The sequence below is a fragment of the Mitsuokella sp. oral taxon 131 str. W9106 genome (assembly GCF_000469545.1).
Classification (GTDB): domain Bacteria; phylum Bacillota; class Negativicutes; order Selenomonadales; family Selenomonadaceae; genus AWVT01.
On sequence record NZ_KI273051.1, the window covers coordinates 35,089 to 52,217 of the forward strand.

The 17,129-nt window shown below is 61.0% G+C and carries 14 protein-coding genes; 10 read left to right on the forward strand and 4 right to left on the reverse strand.

Annotated features, from left to right (window positions below):
- The first annotated feature begins 90 nt into the window (after positions 1–90).
- From HMPREF1985_RS00715 to HMPREF1985_RS00745, 7 genes are all read left to right on the forward strand, one after another.
- Positions 91–1,527, forward strand: a complete 1,437-nt coding sequence (locus tag HMPREF1985_RS00715; protein ID WP_021770489.1) for a carbon starvation CstA family protein — start codon at positions 91–93, stop codon at positions 1,525–1,527.
- Positions 1,528–1,726: 199 nt separating this feature from the next.
- On the forward strand, positions 1,727–3,157 hold the full coding sequence (locus HMPREF1985_RS00720; RefSeq protein ID WP_040636622.1) for a glucuronate isomerase: 1,431 nt from the start codon (positions 1,727–1,729) through the stop codon (positions 3,155–3,157).
- A gap of 3 nt (positions 3,158–3,160) precedes the next feature.
- Entirely contained in the window at positions 3,161–3,619 is a 459-nt protein-coding gene (locus HMPREF1985_RS00725) for a YbjN domain-containing protein (RefSeq protein ID WP_021770491.1), read from the forward strand.
- Between the two features lie 65 nt (positions 3,620–3,684).
- On the forward strand, positions 3,685–3,891 hold the full coding sequence (locus HMPREF1985_RS00730; RefSeq protein ID WP_040636721.1) for a 4Fe-4S binding protein: 207 nt from the start codon (positions 3,685–3,687) through the stop codon (positions 3,889–3,891).
- Entirely contained in the window at positions 3,888–5,030 is a 1,143-nt protein-coding gene (locus HMPREF1985_RS00735) for a 2-oxoacid:acceptor oxidoreductase subunit alpha (protein ID WP_021770493.1), read from the forward strand. Before HMPREF1985_RS00730 ends, HMPREF1985_RS00735 begins: the two co-directional genes overlap by 4 nt.
- The gene (locus HMPREF1985_RS00740) at positions 5,027–5,869 is read left to right on the forward strand and encodes a 2-oxoacid:ferredoxin oxidoreductase subunit beta (RefSeq protein WP_021770494.1); all 843 of its coding nucleotides are present in this window, start codon (positions 5,027–5,029) and stop codon (positions 5,867–5,869) included. The genes HMPREF1985_RS00735 and HMPREF1985_RS00740 overlap by 4 nt, the downstream gene beginning before the upstream one ends.
- On the forward strand, positions 5,866–6,453 hold the full coding sequence (locus tag HMPREF1985_RS00745) for a 2-oxoacid:acceptor oxidoreductase family protein (RefSeq protein WP_021770495.1): 588 nt from the start codon (positions 5,866–5,868) through the stop codon (positions 6,451–6,453). Before HMPREF1985_RS00740 ends, HMPREF1985_RS00745 begins: the two co-directional genes overlap by 4 nt.
- Here HMPREF1985_RS00745 and HMPREF1985_RS00750 read toward each other — a convergent pair.
- The gene (locus HMPREF1985_RS00750) at positions 6,419–6,700 is read right to left on the reverse strand and encodes a hypothetical protein (RefSeq protein ID WP_021770496.1); all 282 of its coding nucleotides are present in this window, start codon (positions 6,698–6,700) and stop codon (positions 6,419–6,421) included. The two genes, HMPREF1985_RS00745 and HMPREF1985_RS00750, sit on opposite strands and share 35 nt — an antisense overlap.
- Positions 6,701–6,858: 158 nt before the next feature.
- Between HMPREF1985_RS00750 and HMPREF1985_RS00755 the strand changes: the two genes are divergently transcribed.
- A complete protein-coding gene (locus HMPREF1985_RS00755; protein WP_051349022.1) occupies positions 6,859–7,869 on the forward strand; it encodes an FAD:protein FMN transferase in 1,011 nt (336 codons plus the stop codon).
- An 84-nt stretch (positions 7,870–7,953) separates the two neighbouring features.
- On the opposite strand, the gene rpmF is transcribed toward HMPREF1985_RS00755, so the two are convergent.
- Together rpmF and HMPREF1985_RS00765 are read right to left on the reverse strand one after the other, a co-directional pair.
- Positions 7,954–8,133, reverse strand: coding sequence for a 50S ribosomal protein L32 (gene rpmF / locus HMPREF1985_RS00760; RefSeq protein WP_021770498.1), 180 nt, complete (start codon positions 8,131–8,133; stop codon positions 7,954–7,956).
- A gap of 168 nt (positions 8,134–8,301) precedes the next feature.
- Positions 8,302–11,046 (reverse strand): cell division protein FtsA, encoded by a 2,745-nt coding sequence (locus HMPREF1985_RS00765; RefSeq protein ID WP_021770499.1) that lies wholly within the window; start codon positions 11,044–11,046, stop codon positions 8,302–8,304.
- Positions 11,047–11,234: 188 nt separating this feature from the next.
- Here HMPREF1985_RS00765 and HMPREF1985_RS00770 point away from each other — a divergent pair, with 188 nt between their 5' ends.
- On the forward strand, positions 11,235–12,488 hold the full coding sequence (locus HMPREF1985_RS00770; protein ID WP_021770501.1) for a DAK2 domain-containing protein: 1,254 nt from the start codon (positions 11,235–11,237) through the stop codon (positions 12,486–12,488).
- Positions 12,489–12,511: 23 nt separating this feature from the next.
- Here HMPREF1985_RS00770 and HMPREF1985_RS00775 read toward each other — a convergent pair whose 3' ends face one another.
- A complete protein-coding gene (locus HMPREF1985_RS00775; RefSeq protein WP_021770502.1) occupies positions 12,512–13,621 on the reverse strand; it encodes a glycosyltransferase family 9 protein in 1,110 nt (369 codons plus the stop codon).
- Positions 13,622–13,744: 123 nt separating this feature from the next.
- Here HMPREF1985_RS00775 and HMPREF1985_RS00780 point away from each other — a divergent pair, with 123 nt between their 5' ends.
- A complete protein-coding gene (locus tag HMPREF1985_RS00780; protein WP_021770503.1) occupies positions 13,745–17,050 on the forward strand; it encodes a DEAD/DEAH box helicase in 3,306 nt (1,101 codons plus the stop codon).
- The last annotated feature ends 79 nt before the right edge of the window (positions 17,051–17,129 follow it).

Here is a 17,129-nt window from a genome sequence, read left to right on the forward strand (position 1 = left end):
ATTAAGTAATTTTCAGTAAATTACAAAAGAAAGGAGGGCAGGAACGGTGGGAAGACCCATTTTCGGCATTATTGAATGAGGTGATTGATTATGGTTACATTCTTAGGGGCGCTTGCGACACTCATCATCGGCTATTTCGTCTACGGCAAGATCGTCGAGCATGTCTTTGGCCCGACGGACAAGCCGACCCCCGCACTCGTCCACAACGACGGCGTTGACTACATACCGCTGCCGACGTGGAAGGTCTTCATGATCCAGCTCTTGAATATCGCAGGGCTCGGACCGATCTTCGGTGCGCTCGGCGGCGCGCTTTGGGGGCCGTCGGTCTACTTTTGGATCGTCTTCGGTACGATTTTCGCCGGCGGCGTGCACGATTACCTTTCGGGCATGATCTCGCTGCGCGAGGACGGCAAGAGCATCTCGGAGGTCGTCGGGCATCACATGGGACCGGTCATGCTCTTTGTCATGCGTATTTTCTCGGTCGTCCTGCTCGTGCTCGTCGGCACGGTCTTCATGACGGGCCCGGCAGGCCTCATCGCAAAGCTCACGGGCATTGCGGTCACGATCGTCCTTCCGTGCGTGCTCATCTACTACTTCCTCGCGACATTGCTCCCGATCGACACGATCATTGCGCGGTTCTATCCAATCTTCGGCGTCTGCCTCATCGTCATGGCACTCGGCATCATGGGCGGCATGCTCTTTGGCGTCGGCGGCCATACGATGCCGGATATGCAGCTTGCCAACCTGCATCCGAAAGGGGATGCGATGCCGATTTGGCCGCTGATGTTCATCACGGTCGCCTGCGGCGCGGTCTCCGGCTTCCATTCGACACAGTCGCCGATCATGGCGCGCTGCCTGAAGGATGAACGCCTTGGCCGGCCGGTCTTCTACGGCGCAATGGTCTCAGAAGGCATCATCGCCCTCATCTGGGCGGCAGCCGGTGTGACGTTCTACGATGGCACGGGCGGGCTTGGCGCTGCACTCGCAGCCGGCGGTCCCGGTACCGTCGTCTACGATATCTGCGTCGGCTTCATGGGCGGCTCGGGCAGCTTCACGGGCTACATCGGCGCGACGCTCGCGATGCTCGGCGTCATCGCCTGCCCGATCACGTCGGGCGATACGGCATTCCGCAGCGCGCGCCTGACGCTCGCCGACTGGCTCGGCGTCGAGCAGAAGCAGAGCATGAAGCGGCTGATGTTCGCCGTCCCGCTTCTCGCCATCGGCGGCATCCTTTCGCAGATGGACTTCAACATCGTTTGGCGTTACTTCTCGTGGACGAACCAGACGCTCGCGATGATCGTCCTTTGGACGGGCGCGGTCTATCTCTACCGTACGAAGAAAGACAGCCTCGCTTATATCATTCCTGCCGTTCCCGCGGTATTCATGTCGGCTGTCACGTCGACGTACATCCTGCAGGCTCCGGAAGGATTCAAGCTCACGACGAGCATCACGTACCCCGCCGGCATCGTATTCGCGATCCTCTGCCTGATCCTCTTCGCACGCAGTACGGTGCTGAAAAAGGCATAAGCTTTGATTCTTGCGTATCCATCGCATTCATTCGAAAAGGCTCTTCTGCGCGGAGAGCCTTTTTGATATGGTTTTTGCTTTTTCCTGCCGTCGTGATTGGGTTTCGTGCGATTTGGGATTTAGAAGGTATTTTTTCATTTTTCGCGAAATACATATACGACATAGGATGAATGAATCAAACGGAAAAGGGGGTGGCATGATGTCTGCTTTTTTGCATGACGATTTTCTGCTCGATACGGAACTCGCACAGCGTCTCTACCATGTGTACGCAGAAAATCTGCCCATCATCGATTATCACACGCATCTCGCTGCGCGCGATCTCGCCGAGAACCGCCGCGATCCAAATCCTGCCGCAGTCTTTTGCGATACGCCGTTTTCACAGCGGACGATGCGGGCGGCAGGCGTGCCTGAGGAAATCATCGCGGGACGCATCGGGACGCCGCGTGAGCGTTTTGATCACTTTGCAGCCGTGCTCGTACAGGCGGCGGGAAGCCCGCTCCATCTTTGGACGCACCTCGTCCTGCGTCGCTGCTTCGACTGCGATCTCGTGCTCTCGCCCAAGACGGCGGGTTCCGTATGGGCGCACTGCAGGGCGCGGCTCGCCACACCGCGCTTTGGCATGGAAGAGATCCTGCAGCGCGGCAGGGTGGAGCTCGTCTGCACGAACGACGACGCGGCAGACGAGCTGAACTATCATAAAGCCCTGCGCGAGACGCATGCGGGAGAGGAGGCGGGAGGGCTTGTCGTCCTGCCGACGCTCCATCTCGGTGCGTCGCTTGCAATCGGACATCCCGATTGGGGCAATTACATACGCTATCGGATCGGGCAGTTGGCAGATGTCGACATCACGACGATGCGCGATCTGCGCGAGGCATTGGAAAAGCGGTTCGACGCATTCGCAGCGCTCGGCTGCCGCACAGCCGATCTGCCGCTTTCCACCATTTGCTGGCGTGAGGCGGCGGAGTACGAGCTCGACGATATCGTCGGGCGCCTCGTGAACGGGCGCGGCGCGCCGGGCCATGAGGAGATCGCGAAGTGCCAGACGGCGATCCTGAAGTTCGCAGGAGAGATGTGCGCGGCGCGCGGCTGGATCATGCAGATCCATATGGGCGTACTGCGCGGGCAGAACCGCACGATGGCGGCGCGGCTCGGACGGGATGCAGGCTTTGACTCCATCAGCGCGGCGACGGATGGGAGCGGGCTCGCTGCCCTTCTGGACAATCTGACGCACAGGGGAGTGCTGCCGCGCATGGTCGTCAGCTCGATGAATCCCGCTGCGCAGGTTGTCATCGGCTCCGTGCTCGGCGCATTTCAAAGCGGGGGGGCAGCCGGTGCCGGGAAGCTGCAGCAGGGGCTTTCATGGGTTGCAGCCCAGACGCGAGGCGGGCTTTTCGCGCAGCTCACAGAGCTTGCGTCGCTCGGCGTCTTGGGCAGGACGATCGCACCCGCGAGTGAGGCGATAAGTGCCTTTTCATGGACGCGTCACGAGCAGTATCGCCGCGTCCTCTGCACATTCCTTGCACATCTCGTCGACCTTGGCGTCTGCCCGGAGGATGAGGAGGCGCTCGGCCATATCGTCCAGGACGTGTGCTACCACAACGTGCAGCAGTATTTTTTAGGCAAGGAGTAAAGCATGGCAGAGGAAAAGAAAGGCGTCGAGACGAACACGAAGGCACTGCAGTTTCAGGAATTCCTGATGGAAAACGAGATTGATGTATTCAGTACGGAGTCGACGGATGATGCGCGTCAGACCGTCATCTTCCGTTCGCGCATCGAAGCGTGTGGGCAGATCCTCCCGATGGCCATTTTCATCGATACGAGCATTTTCACGATCATTCGGACGCAGATCATCGCGGCACTGCCTGCGGACAGGCAGCCGCGCATCAAGGCGTACCTCAATGAACTCAACCTGCGGTTCAAGATCTTTAAGTACTACATGCGCGACGACGGCACGGTATTTTTGGAAGTCTGCCTGCCGTTTGTCGATGAGACATTCGACAGCAAGATGGTGCAGCTCATCCTGAGCGTCATCGTCCAGCATCTCGAAGATACCTATGAGGAAATCATGGGACACATTTGGGGAGGAGAGTAAGGAGCGGATAAAAGGGCATAAAATTTTATATGCTGTGTGTATCAAGAGGAGGGCTCATCATGCACTTGAAAGCCACCATAACGGTCAAGAAGCTGCGCTGCAAGGGCTGCGGCATCTGCGTGGCATTCTGCCCGAAGCATGTTCTTGCAGTCGACGCCCTGAGCAAGGTGTTCATTCGCGACGCAGAAGCGTGTATCGGCTGCGGGCAATGCGAGCTGCGCTGCCCCGACTACGCGATATTCGCGGACAAGGTGAAGGGGGCGGCAGTATGACGAAGGCAAGGCTGATGCAGGGAAACGAGGCGTGTGCCGAGGGGGCGCTCGCGGCAGGCGTCAATTTCTTCGCAGGCTACCCGATCACGCCGTCTACGGAGATCGCCGAGACGATGGCGCGCCTTTTGCCGAAGCGCGGCGGCACGTTCGTCCAGATGGAGGACGAGATCGCGAGCATGGGCGCCATACTCGGCGCCTCGCTTGCAGGCGCAAAGGTCATGGATGCGACGAGCGGACCTGGCTTTTCGCTCAAGCAGGAGCTCATCGGCTACGCGGCGTGCGCGGAGATCCCGTGCGTGGTTGCGCTCGTGCAGCGCGTCGGTCCATCGACCGGGCAGCCGACGGCGCCTTCGCAGGGCGATGTCATGCAGACGCGGTGGGGGACGCACGGCGATCATTCGATCCTCGTGCTCTCGCCGTGGAGCGTTCGCGAGACGTTCGACGCATCCGTCCTGGCGGTGAACTACGCGGAACGTTTCCGCATGCCGGTCATCCTGCTCCTCGACGAGATCGTCGGGCATCTGCGCGAGCGCGTCGTGCTCCCTGAGCACGTGGAGACTTATCCGCGCCGCAAGCCGAAGAAGACGCGCGCGGAAGGCTATCAGCCGTTCGCGCCGGATGACGATCTCGTGCCAAACGTCGCGGACTTCGGCACGGGCTATCACATCCACGTGACGGGACTCATCCACGACGAGACGGGATTCCCATCGGGGAGCCCTGCGGTGACGGCGGAAGCGATCCGCCGCATGCAGGAAAAAATTGCCCGCGCAGGCGAGGGAATCGTGCATACGGAAGCGTCTTTCATGGAGGACGCCAAGTGGGCCGTCGTCGCGTTCGGCGGCACGGCGCGGACGGCTTACGAGGCGGTGCGCACGATGCGGGCACGCGGCGGGAAGGTCGGGCTTTTGCGCCTCATGACGATCTGGCCGTTTGCGGACGCAGTGATCGCGCGTCTCGCGAAACAGGTGCGCGGCATTTTGGTCGCGGAACTCAGCTACGGGCAGATCGTCCACGAAGTGCGGCGCGCGGCGGCAGGCGCATGTCCCGTTGCGCTCTGTGCGAAGTACAATATGAAGGCGTTTGAGCCGGCGGAAATCGTAGCGGGCATCGAGAAGCTGATGGGAGGCGATGTGAAATGAGTGCAGAGCAGACAGCAGAGCGGAGCTTCGAGCGGTATTTCCGCGCGAATCGCCTTCCGCATCTTTGGTGCCCCGGCTGCGGCAACGGCATTGCGATGAAGGCGATCGTGCAGGCGATCGAAAAGAAAGGGCTTTCGCAGGACGATACGGTCATCGTCTCGGGCATCGGCTGCTCATCGCGTGCGTCTGGCTACATGGACTTCGATACGCTCCATACGGCGCATGGCCGCGCCATCCCATTCGCGACGGGCATCAAGCTCGCAAATCCCAAGCTGAACGTCGTCGTCATCACAGGCGACGGCGACTGCACGGCGATTGGCGGCAATCACTTCATCCACGGCTGCAGGCGCAATATCGATCTCACCGTTGTACTCTTCAACAACAACATCTATGGCATGACGGGCGGGCAGGCATCGCCGACGACGCCGCTCGGCGCGAAGGCGACGACGGCGCCTTACGGCTCGGTTGACCGTCCGTTCGATGCGTGCCGGCTCGCTGAAGCATCGGGCGCGACGTATGTCGCGCGCTCGACGGCTTTTCACGTCAGGCATCTGTCCGATATGATTGCGGGCGGATTCGACAACAAGGGATTCTCGTTCATCGAGGCAATGGTGCAGTGCCCGACGGCGTACGGGCGCAAGAACAAGATGGCGAGTCCTGCCGCGATGATGGAGTGGATGCGCGATCATGCGGTCATGAAAGCGGCGTTTGACAAGCTGCCGGACACAGAAAAGAGCGCGGGGAGATTTCCGATCGGACTTCTCTATCAGAGCGAGGATGTGGATTATGATACGGCTTACGAGGTCGTCAAGGAGCGCGCGGGAGGTGCGGGGAAATGAAGCAGCAGCTTAGGCTATCAGGCTCCGGCGGACAGGGCGTCATCACGGCGGCGATTATCTTTGCCGAGGCGGCCGTCGCGGACGGACTGGAGGCCGTGCAGTCGCAGTCGTACGGACCTGAAGCGCGCGGCGGCGCGTCGAAGTCCGAAGTTATCGTGAGCGACGAGCCGATCTATCACCCGCACGTCGAACATCCCAATCTCGTGCTCGCGATGACGCAGAAGGCGGCGGACAAGTATTTCATCGATTTGCGCGAAGACGGCCTGCTCGTGCTCGATGAGCAGCTCGTGCCCAAACCGCCGAAGTTTGCCCGTGCCTTTCGCATTCCGATTACGAAGCTGGCGGTGGAAGAAGTCGGCAAACCCCTCTTTGCGAACATCGTCGCGCTCGGCGCACTTGTGCGCTTGACGCAGCTCGTCCCGCTTGAGGCGGTCCGGACGAGCGTCGCGAATCGCGTGCCGCCGCATACGGTCGAGCCGAATATGAAAGCGCTTCGAGTCGGCTGGGATGCGGCGGGAAAAGGCATGGAAAAGCAAGGCATGGGAGCTTTTACGCCCAAAGCCGGCGCAGGAGGAGCGCGATGAAGCAGACAATGGCGACGCCGAACGTGAAGCGTTCGATGCAGCGTACGGGGTAGGCATACTGCATCGGCAGGTCGATGACGCGCGGCACGTTGCGCGCGAGCAGAGACGACGCGACGGAGGCGTCCAAGAGAACTTCTGCGAGCGGCATGGCGTGTGCGCGGAAGATCGCGCGAAGGAAGAGAAGGACGGCAACGGCAATGAGTGCGTAGGCGAGTTTTTCGCGGTGCTTATGGAGTTTATGGAACATGACAGATCCTTTGGGCTCATGATGAAACGCTTCGAAGCAACGATTCAACTATTCTTCAATTATTCTGCAAGCGGGTGAAAGAATCCTTCTCGTTTTGTGAGAGGGATCTTTTTCTGCCGGGATTGCGGGATTTCGAGACTTTTATGAGGAGAATGGAGATGCGGATGAAAGGGCTGTATTTCGGAATGGCATTCTTGCTTGCCCTCATGCTTTCCGGCTGCGGGCAGGAAAAACACGTGGAAAAGAGTGAAATCCTCATGGATACGGTCGTGCAGCTCTCGGCGACGGGCGAGGAGGCGGAGGAAGCCGTTGCGGAAGGGCTCGCCCGCCTGCATGAAATCGACCGCGTCGCGGGCGAAGGCGAGGACAGCGATGCGGCGCGCCTTGCCGCTGCAGCAGGCACGGGCGAGTGGGTGAAACTGTCGCCGGATGTCTATCATATCCTCGTCGTATCGCAGGCGTATTCCAAAAAGACGGGCGGCGCGTGGGATGTGACGACAGGGGCAGCGACGGCGCTGTGGGCGATCGGGCGGAAGGGCGAGCACGTGCCGGCGGAGGCGGAACGGATCGAGGCGCGCGCACATACGGGCTGGCAGAAGCTCGAGCTACGGGAGGACGGCTCTGCCAGGCTCTTGGAGGCAGGCATGAAGATTGATCTCGGCGGCATCGCGAAAGGCTACGCGGCAGACGCGGTGCGAAAGATCTATGAAGCGCATCGTGTGAAGAGCGGGCTCATCAACCTCGGCACGAGTTCGATTTACGCCGTCGGGGAAAAGCCAGATGGCACGCCGTTTCGCGTGGGGATACGCGATCCGCGCGGCGCAGATGCAAAGGCGATGCTCGCTGCCGTGCCGCTAAAGGATGCGGCGCTCTCCTCGTCGGGCGACTACGAGCGATTCTTCGAGCAGGACGGCGTGCGCTATCACCATATCATGGATCCGGCGACGTGTGCGCCCGCGCGAAGCGGCGTGACGGGCGTCGCCGTCCGCGTCGATGGCGGCGAGCCGGACGCGGGGCTTCGCTCCGACTTATTGGCGACAGCGCTTTTCATCATGGGATACGTGCGCGGCATGGATTTCCTCGCAGGCGAGACGGGCACCGAGGGACTCTTTGTCGATGAGAGGGGCGAGGTCTATGCGACGGACAGCATCCGCTCGCAAATGGAATAAATGCGGATCATCCATGCAGGGAATCAAGGCATAAAAAAGGCGGCTGCGCGAGATGCTCTCATGCAGCCGCCTTTTTATGCGGGATTACTCCGCTGCGGCGACGACTTCCTTGCCGTTGTAGTAACCGCATTCCGGACAAACGTGGTGCGGCATTTTCGGCTCGTGGCACTGCGGGCAGGAGACGAAGCCGGGGGCTTCGAGCTTCCAGTTCGCGCGACGCCGGTCGCGGCGTGCCTTCGAGGTTTTGCGCTTTGGTACTGCCATGGGTTTCACCTCCGAGATTCACGTATCTTGCGTTTTGTGAGATCCATGCAGGGTCGGTTGATGCTGATGGATGATTCACTTGGATGTTCGTCTTCCGACATACTAGGATATAGTATCAGTTTTTTTGCGTGCGTGCAAGCCTTTTTTCCGCTTGCAGGCCGTTTCCCGTCAATCGCGACGGATGAAGTCGGAAATCGAGCGGCGTACGGGCTTTGCCGGTGCGGGCGCCACGGGGCGCGTATCCTGCGGGATAGGCGCAGTAGGAGGAAAAGGCGCGCCTGCGGGGGCGGGCGCAGGCTGCATGGCCTGAGCCTGGGGTGCGGGTGCCGCATTCCCCGTGGGCGGTGGCGGCATGCCGGGGATATTATGGTTGGGGAGGCGCTGCTGGATCGGACGGTTGCCGAGTCCCATGCCGGCATTGATCGCAGAGAGCGTCGGAACGCGCTGCCCGCTTGCCGTCTGCGCGGAAGTACGCGGTGCGGTGGGCGCCTGCGGCATGCTGGTTCCATCTGAGCCGATTCCTGTCGTGCCGATGCCTGCTGCGGCAGCATCGGCATCAGGCGCAGCAGCGGGCGCTGCGGAGGCGGAGAGGTCGGTGAGCTGGACTTCGAGCGTGTCGCCGTTCTTGACGGGATCGGTGAAGTCGGCAGGCGCGCCGTTGACGAGGATCGCGAAGCTCACGTGGCTCGTCGCGGCAGGCGGCTGGAATCCGACGGCGAGCAGCGCATCGCTGACGCTGGTCGTCCTGTGCACGGATCTCTTGTAGGTGATGTCGAATCCGTCGTCGACGAGCGTGCCGGGACTCGCGTTCCTGCCGTTGACGGTGAGCGAGACCGTCGCGGAGGGGATCCGCACCTCCGCGCCCTCGTAGTAGATGACAAGCGATGTGTCGAGCTCGTCGAGATGCAGGATATCGCTGAGTTTCGGCGAGTCGTCGGCGATGTACTCGATGTGATCCCCCTCGTGGACGGGCATGGAGAGTGTGACGGGCTCATCGTCCAAGAGGATCTCGGGTGTGCAGGCGTAGACGGTTTCCTCGCCGTTCAGCTTGTAGTGGATCTTGCGCCCTGTCGGTGGGTAGCCGGCGGCGAGCAATGCCTCGCCGATGCTGCTGAACGCGCGGCTCTCGATGTGATCGCCGTCCTTTAGCACGCGTTCGGCGTCCGCCTCTTCGCCGTTTACCGTGACCTTTTGGCGGATGTGCTTCTCGCGCCCGTTGACGTAGAGGATGAATTCCTCGCCCGTCGTCACGAGATCGCCGAGCTTTACCGTCGGCGTCGTGCCGTTTTCGCCGGGGATGACGGTGATGCGGCTGCCGTCGCGAATGACGGTGTCGAGATCGGCTTCTTCGTCGTTCAGAAGGATCTTCGCGAATGTGCCGAGCGTGCCCGGGAACGTCTTTGTCTCGCTGCCGATGCTGACCATGAGGCCGAGACCGGGGCGTCCGTTGTACTTGCGGAGGTTGATGCCCGCGTTGAGGAGCGCATCGCTGACGGTGAGCTCACGGAAGTTGAAGAGGCTGTATTCCTCGTCATTGACGTAGACAGAGAGGAAATGCAGCGTGTTGAGCGAGGCGATCTTCAGGATGCCGAGCGGCGTGACGGCGTCCGGGAAGTGGAGCTCGTCGGGGATGTCGGCGATGCCGTCGACAGCATCGGGATGGCGTACGGCGACGCGTCCAGGCGCCATGCCGATCGTTTCGGCGACGAGCTCCTGCAGATGCGGCGTCAGCGCACCGCCGCCGACGAGCATGATTGCCTGCGGGACGTCTGTATTGAGCTCTAAGATCGTCTTCGAGATTGCGCTCGCGAGGTTTTCAATGTTCGGCAGGACGGGTTCGATGATCTCTTTTGCCGTCATTTCAAAGGTCTGTCCGAGGATGTCGGTAAACTTCGACGTCTCGCCGTTTGACGCCCTGCGCTTGATCTGCTCGGCGATGTTGAAGTCGAGCAGGAAGCGCTGGGAGATCGCTTCCGTGATCTCGTCGCCCGCGAGCGGCACCATGCCGTAGGCGATGACGGAGCCGTTCTTTGTGATCGCGACGTCGGACGTGCCCGCGCCGATATCGACGAGCACAAGGTTCAGGTGGCGCATCGTCGGCGGGATGAGCACATTTATCGCGGCGATCGGCTCGAGTGTCAGCGCGCGCATTTCGAGCGCGCACTGGTGGAGCGCGCTCTGCATGGAGTCGATGACCTGGCGCGGCAGGAATGTGGCGATGACAACGGACTTCGCCTTCTTGCCGCGCTGCCCGATGAGCGACTTGAGCTGGATGTCGTCGAGCAGGTAGCGGATCGTGCTGTAGCCGACGCAGTAGTAGCGCGTCGGATCTTCGACGGTGTTGCTCGTCGCAAGCTTCGCCTGTGCTGCCTGCACGCCCGCGAAGTCGAGCGCGCGCTGCTGCTCGGCGGTGATAAGCCCGTTCACGTCGAGCTCCGCCTCTGCCGTCATCGTGTAGAGCGCGCGGCCTGCGGCAGCGACGGCAGCGTTGTGAAGTGGGCCCGTCTTCTCTTCGAGCGCTGCCTTGACGTCGCGGATGATCGAGGCGACCTGCAGGACGTCGTGGATCTGTCCGTCGAGCATGGCGCGCGTCTTGTGTTCGAGGCGTTCCGTCGCGATGATGTGCATCGTGCCGCGGTCATCCTGCTCGGCGACGATGCCGATGACGCTGCGCGTGCCGATGTCGAGCGCAAAGATGCGCGTGCGGTCTTCCTTCGGCGCGATCGGTTCTGGCTTTATCCGCGAGACGCGCTTTGAGGCGGGTGGTTTTTTCGCTTGGGCCGTTCGCTTGGCGACGCGCTTTGCGGCAGATCTGGCATCCGCTTGGGCGGAATCCTTTGCGGCGTGCTGCGGCGCGCTTGGCGTTTCCGCCCGTTCTGCGGTCTTTATGGCAACTTTCTTGACAGTAGGCATGGAAAACTCCTTTTTTGAATTTTCATAGGGAATAGAAATTTCATGGGAATTTAAAAAGGTTATTTTTGTCTATTTCGCGAATAGTAGAAAGGAATCCTGTTTGCAAATGAAAACAAATGAAAAATTCCATCGGGTGCGGCACGGCGTTTGGCCGCGCAGTGCGTGATGCGGGAATTGAGGTGTAAGATATGGCAGGGAATCGAGAAGTGATCACGGGAAGTGATTTCAAGCGAATGGTGAGCGGCGCGTACAGCGAGTTCTTGCTGGAGTACGAGCACATCAATCAAATGAAGGGGGCAGGGCACGCCTCGGGCACGCATATCCTCCGGACGATGGGGGCGGCGGTGCTCGCACTTGAGGACGCGCGCGATGCGGGCATCGGCGGCTACGCGCAGCGCATGGCGACGGCTGCCGTCTTCGGCGCACGCGGCGCCGCCGGCGTCGTACTCGCCCAACTCTTCCGCGGCATTGCGAAGGGGCTTACGGGCAAGTACACGGCGACGAGCTCGGAGTTCGGCAAGGCGTTTCAGTACGGCATCCTCTACGCGCAGCGCATCGTGCCCGAAGAGCCCGAGCGCCCGATCATCACGATCGCAAAGTCCGTTGCGAAGGGCGCGTACCACGCTGTCCGCGCCGACTTGCCGATCACAGAAATCCTCGGCGCCGCGCTGCAGGCAGGTGAGAACTCGATGAAGTTTGTCGACCGCGAGGATGCGGGCGCACGCATCATGTTCACGTTCTTTGCGGGCTGCCTTAAAGGGCTGGACGGCAACTTCGTATCACCGGCGATCAGCCTTTCGCTCGGACTCGTTTCCGGACAGAAGGGGATGCAGGATCCGCGCGAGGATCTTGTGCGCCCGTACTGCGTGCGCCTTTCGATCCGCAATCCGAAAATCGACATGGAGGCATTCAAGAAGCAGCTTGAGGAGAATTCGACGTTTGCCCTCGTCGAGCCGCATGGCAAGGACGTCCTCGTCCACCTTCACACCGATCATCCGGGCAGGGTCGTCGATCAGGCGATCGGCTGGGGACCTCTGCACGAGGTACGCGTGACGAATATGAGTGAGAGCCATGTGCTCGGTGCGCACGGCGCACTCATGAAGGTCGCGCTGCTCGCCATCGCAGAGAACCGCGTGCAGGCACGCGAACTGCAGGACGACGGGGTTAACGTCATCGTCAGCGGCAGTGAAGAGGCATGCCCGTCCGTCGGCGAGATCGTCGGCGCGGCGCACAGCGACCTCGCGGAGCGTTACGTGCTGCTTGCGTGGAGCCGCGACTTCCACCTTGTGCTTCGCCAAGCGAAGCGGCTCCTCGGCGAACGCGTCGAGCTCGTGCTCGCCTGCGACAAGGCGCAGCAGGCAAAGGCGATGCGCGCATTCGATGGCGAAAAAAGCGCACTCGAAAATGCGAAAGCCATGCGCGAGGCAGCGGGAATCTCCTGATCGCAGGCGATCCTGAAAATGGTTCAGCGGCTGCCTTCGGCGGCCGCTTCTTTTTCCGCTAAGATCGCGAGCAGCTTTTCCGTGACGACGGCGGGCTGGATCGCTTCCATGCAGGCGTTCGTCTTATGCCGGCATCGCGTCCGGCAGCAGGCGCGGCAGATGTGCGGCGACAGGATGAAGTGATGCCCGCTTGTCAGCGGCCCGTAGATGGCCGGAAGCGTCGGCCCCCAAAGCGAAAGCGTCGTGAGATGGACGGCCTCGGCGAGGTAGAGCGGCCCCGTGTCACACGTCAGCAGGAGGTCGGCGCAGCGCATGAGGGCGGCGAGCTGGAGGAGATCGGTTTCGCCCGCGATGGTGTGCGTCGTTCGCCCATCCAGCGAGCGGCGCACTTCTTCAATGTAAGGCGCATCGCCTTTCGACCCGATAAAGACGAGCTGGATGCGACGCGGAAGCGGGGCGAGCGCTGCAGCGAACTTTGCTGTGCTCCACTGTTTGTCCGCCCACGTCGTGCGCACGGCGACGAGGACGACGGGATGGAGGCGCCGTCCCATCTCAATGCCGTGCGCGGCGTAGAATGCGCGTGCGAAGGGGACGTCGGATTCGCCTGCGCGCAGGATAGGACCGGGCGTGAAGCGGAGGAATTCGAGACCGAGCGGCGCGAGCGACGTCATGTAGCGCCGCACCTTGTGCACGTCCTCGATATCGGGGGCCATTTCCGTCATGAAGAGCGGGTTTCCCTCGTGGCGCTCACGGATGCCGATGCGGCGAGGCGCACGGCTCATGCGCGTCAGGATGCCGGTGAGGAATAGCCCTTGCAGGTCGAGCGCGACGTCGAACGGCTCGGCACGCAGGAGATGCGCAGCCTCGCGAAGCATGCGGAGCGCAGCGGGAATACGCCCGTTTGATACGGCTGTATCGAATGGGCGGCGATCCCATACGAGCAGCCGGTCGACGTCGTCATTTTGCGTGAGCAGGGTGCTCGCGGGCGGACTTGCGAGCCATGTGATATGGCAGTCGGGACGCTGCTGCTTCAGATTGTGCGCGACAGCCGTCACATGAAGCACGTCGCCGATCGCACTGAGGCGGACGATGAGGACACGCGCACCTTTGGGAAGTTTGTCATAACGGTTCATGCATTTCCTTTCCGTGTGCGGCAGGATATGGTATGATAAAAAGATAAGCTGTATCGGAACTTCTTCATCCGGTTCATTGTATCATAGGCACGTGCGCGGGTTCAACCACGGGGAGGGTGTATTTTGCTCAAGGACATTCAGATTCAATCGATTACGACGGATGTATCGTACGATCGCGGCGTCAAGGGATTCGAACGTGGAATGGTCGAGGAAATCATGCCCTGCGATGATGCGGGAAGGGCGTACGATTCCCTCATCGAATCGTCGAGCGGCACGGGGATGTACCGCGTACACGTGCGCCTTTCCAAGACGGGAAACGCTGTCGAGTCCTATCACTGCACCTGCCCTGCGGCGGAACGCTACCTCGGCGCCTGCAAGCACGTCGTCGCCGTCCTCAAGGCCGTGCAGGCGCACCAGCAGGCTGCAGCGGATCGCTCGTGGAGCTTGGAGAAGCTCGATGCGTCGGAAAAGGGAAAGGGCAAAACGCAGGCTGCGCGGACGAATGAGGGCGGCAGGCAGCTCCTGCGGCTCTTCGGCGCGGACGATCCCGTCCGCGTTTTCGTGCGCCAGGATCCCGTCTATCTCGTGCCGCGTCTCTTTTCGCAGAGCCTCCATGACGGCTCGATCCTATCGTGGCTCGAATTTCGCGTCGGCATGGAAAAACTTTACGTCGTGCGCAGCGTCGCCGATTTCGTCTCCGCCGTGCACGCCGGAACGCCTTGGCAGCTCGGCAAGAGCGGCATGATTGAGACGGCGAGCATCCGCTGGGCAGATGCTGTCTCTGAAGGGTTGTGGCAGCTTCTGGAGCAGGCGGCGCGTGACGAGAAGCTCCTGCACACGTTCCAGAATGAGACGCGCTACTACTACGTGCCGTATCAGAAGACATTCCTCGATGGCAAGCGCTTGCGCCTATCGCCGCAGGGGCTGGATCGATTCCTCGAAATCATGGGCGGCATGGCGTTCGATCTCTTCGTCAATGACAGCGAGGCGATCTGCGTGCAGGTGGAGGAAGGGCACCCCTCGATCCGCGTGTCCGTTCGCGAGTACAAGGGCGGCGGAACGGTCGCGATGGAGGCAGACGATATGATGCCGCTCACGGAGGATGGACGGCTCATCTATCAGACCGACCGCCTCTATCGCGTGGACGCACACTTTGCGAAGGCGTTTGTCCCGCTTTGGCGCGCATTTGCGCGCGCCTCGTTCGTCCGCCTCGGGAAAAGCGACCTCGCACGTTTCTTCGCCGAGGCGATGCCGCGCATCGAGCAGATCGCCGACGTCGAGGTTGCGGACGCGTTCCTCACGCAGTATTTGCTCATGCCGCTCGCTGCTGAGCTCTACATCGACTATGAGAAGGACGGCATCGCCGTGCGTCCCGTTTTTTCCTACGGGGAGACGCGATTCAACCCGCTTGCAGCCAAGGCGCCTGCTGTGGAAGGCGGCCGCATGCTCATCCGCAATGAGCGGCAGGAGAAGGGATTTCTCGCGCAGTTCCTCGCCTATGGTTTTGAGCAGGAGCGTGACCGGCTCGTTCAGCCCGACGAGGAGAAGAGTTACGACTTTCTGACGGAAGCGCTGCCTGCCATGCCCGATTGGGTCGAGGTATTCTACGCAGACTCCTTCGAGAGGCGTCCCGTGCGCCCGATGCCGAACGTCACGGCGGGTGTCAGCATCAACGACATGGATCTCCTCGAAGTCACGTTCGATGTGAAGGGCATGGACTTTCAGGAGCTCATCGCCATTCTCGACTCATATCGGCAGAAAAGGCGCTACCATCGCATGAAGGACAAGAGCTTCATCACGCTCGGCGACCAGCAGCTCGCGACAATCGCCGATCTCGTCGAAGATACGGGACTCAAAAACGGAAAGGCCAAGGGCGGCGGCACCGTTGAAATGCCGCTCGCCAATGCGCTCTACCTCGACTCACTCGCGCGCGACGACGAATTGCAGCTCGCGCGCAGCAAGGAATTCCGCCGCATCGTGCGCGATATCCGCAGTCCACAGGATGCCGATATCCCCGTGCCGGAGTCGCTGCAGCACGTCCTGCGCGACTATCAGGTCACGGGCTTCAACTGGATGACGACGCTCGCGGCGCACCATCTCGGCGGCATTCTCGCCGACGACATGGGACTCGGAAAGACCCTGCAGGTCATCGCATTCCTGCTTGCCCAAAAGGAGGCGGGCGCGTCGCCCTCGCTCGTCGTTGCGCCGACCTCGCTCCTCTACAACTGGATTGATGAAGTCGAGAAATTCACGCCTGAGCTCACGGCGCGCGCCGTGACAGGGACGAAAGGCGAGCGTGAGGCAATCCTTGCGGAAGATTCGCCGTGCGATCTTCTCGTGACGACGTACAACACGCTGAAACGCGATATCACCGCCTACGAGAAACGGAAGTTCCGATACGTCTTTCTCGACGAGGCACAGCATATCAAGAATCCCGCAACGCAGAGCGCACGCGCCGTAAAACGGCTGCACATGGCGGGCTGCTTCGCGCTGACGGGCACGCCGATCGAGAATACGCTGACGGAGCTATGGTCGATTTTCGATTTTCTCATGCCGGGCTATCTCTTCGGCCATGCAAAATTCAAGCAGCGCTTTGAGACGCCGATCGTCCGCGCCGACGACAAGAAGGCAATGCACGCCCTGCAGCGACGCGTCATGCCGTTTATCCTGCGCCGCATGAAGAAGGATGTGCTGAAGGAGCTGCCGGACAAGGTCGAACGCAAGCTCGTCGGCACGATGACGCCGAAGCAGGAAAAGATCTATCAGGCGTGGTTCTTGAAGAGCCAGAAGGAATTTGCGAAAGAGCTCGCCGCGAACGGTTTCGGCGAGAGCCGCATCAAGATCCTCGCGATCCTCACGCGCCTGCGCCAGATCGCCTGCGACCCCGCGCTCTTCCTGGAGGAATACGAGGGCGGATCTGGGAAGCTCGACATGCTCGAAGAAGTCGTCAGCGACGCGATGCAGAGCGGGCATCGCATGCTCATCTTCTCGCAGTTCACGACGATGCTTTCGCACATCGCCGCGCGCCTCAGGAAGACGGGCATCGCGTTCCTCTACCTAGACGGATCGACGCAGGCGCTTGAGCGCGTTCGGCTCGTCAAGGCGTTCAACCAAGGCACGACGCCCGTTTTTTTGATCTCGCTGAAGGCGGGGGGCACGGGGCTCAACCTTACGGGGGCGGACATGGTCATTCACTTCGACCCGTGGTGGAACCCCGCTGTCGAGGACCAGGCGACTGACCGTGCCTACCGCCTCGGGCAGAAGAACAACGTACAGGTTGTCAAGCTCCTCATGAAGGACACCGTCGAAGAAAAGATATACAAATTGCAGGAAAAAAAGAAGTCCCTCATCGACCAGATGATCCGGCCGGGAGAGAACTTCCTTTCCAAACTTACCGAGGAAGAGCTTCGGGCACTCTTCGCGCGGTGATGCAGGGCGCGAAAGCCGCGCCTTTTATCTAAGCTGCTAAGCCACGGAAGGGAGAATACCGCCTAGGCAGCATCCTCCC